The organism is Spiroplasma endosymbiont of Megaselia nigra, assembly GCF_003987485.1.
Taxonomy (GTDB): Bacteria; Bacillota_I; Bacilli_A; order Mycoplasmatales; family Mycoplasmataceae; genus Spiroplasma.
This window is the reverse complement of record NZ_RCOO01000240.1, coordinates 1-1467: the sequence shown is the minus strand read 5'-3', so window position 1 is coordinate 1467 and position 1467 is coordinate 1. Positions and strand designations below refer to the sequence as shown.

The window sequence follows — 1467 nt, the reverse complement described above, 5'->3', positions numbered from 1 at the left end:
ATTCACTGTTCATATAGAATTTAAACGGTTCAGGAGCCAAAACAAACTGTTCTGCTTTGATTAAAGTTGTCATAACGACAATAGGGGCATATTTAGGATCTTTATAATATATTGTTAAAGCAACTTCACCCGCAACTGATAAAGGAACAATTTTTACTGCTAAAAAAACATCAGAACCATAAGCAAAAGATAATAATTGGCCTTTTTTAATAGCCTTAGTTTCAAATTTAGACAATATTTTTTTAGTTTTATCAGTAATTTTATTAATTACTTTTTGTTTAATAGTAATTATTTGTTTTTCAATTGGGGCTAATAATTTTTTAGTTACTTTTTGAATATAAAAATTTGGATTCAAATAATTTAAGGCTTTATTTAATTTAATTGGTGTTTGATGTAAAAGATTTAATAATTTATTATGATATATTTTACTGCCCCGCATTAAATTAGCATTTAATAATATGTTTTTACCAAAGCCTTTTTTATGAAGATTAGTCATAATGTTATATCACTCATTAGTACTAATTTTAATTATTTTATCAATATTTAATCCATATTCAGACAATCATTTATTAGCATTTTTTTCATTTATGCGTGGTATTTTTTGAACCAATTTAGGACTTATTTTTTGAATATTTTTCTCAATTTTTAATAAATTATTAATTGTTTCTAAATTATAAACTTTAAAACCCTTATAAAAATCATTGCGGGCTAATTTTCCAATTGTATATAATAAAGTTTCATTATTAGCCTGTTTTGTAAAATCAAATATTAATTTATCAGATAAAATCTTTTTACCTGTAACTTGTCTTACAACATCTTCTAAGTTATTAGCAGTTATTACACCTAATTTTTCAAGTAATTTAGTTTCTTTTGCTAATTTTAAAATTTTAGTTGTTCGAGCAGCACGCGTTAATTTTCCAATACCACCAATTGCTGGTAACAAATTTAAGGCAGTACTTTTTGCTGTCACTTCTGATGTTAATTTATCGTATATTTGATTTACGGCAAAATCGGTTGCTGTTTCGACTCCAAATGAGATAAATGCTGCGGCAAAATTAGATAAACCAGCACCCAAACCAACAGCAGATGCCACACCACCAGTTAAAACTGATAAACCAAGGGCTAAAACTTGAATTCCTAAAAATTCTAATAACTGTAAACCAAAACTTTTTTCTTGTTGTTGGAGTGACAATCTAGTTGGATTTTTTTTAACAGCATAAATAAGGGCTGTTTTAGATGTTCCAATTGGCATATCTATCAAACGAAAAGGTACTATTTTTTAGTACTATTAAGAATTTTTAATTTTAACATCGATCGGATTTGTTTGACCAGTAGCGTTATTTTTACTTTCAATTTGAACTTCAACAGTTTTATCATTTGTAATATTAATTGGTCAATCTTCACCTTTACTTTCAATAAAGTAATCAAAATCACTTTCAGTTAAAGAACTATCTACGGTTTTAACGG

The 1467-nt window shown here is 26.5% G+C and carries 1 protein-coding gene; it reads right to left on the bottom strand.

The features are described from left to right. A partial coding sequence (locus tag D9R21_RS06425; RefSeq protein WP_148108874.1) for a hypothetical protein occupies positions 1 to 1252 on the bottom strand: 1252 nt, incomplete at its 3' end. Positions 1253 to 1467: the final 215 nt, after the last annotated feature.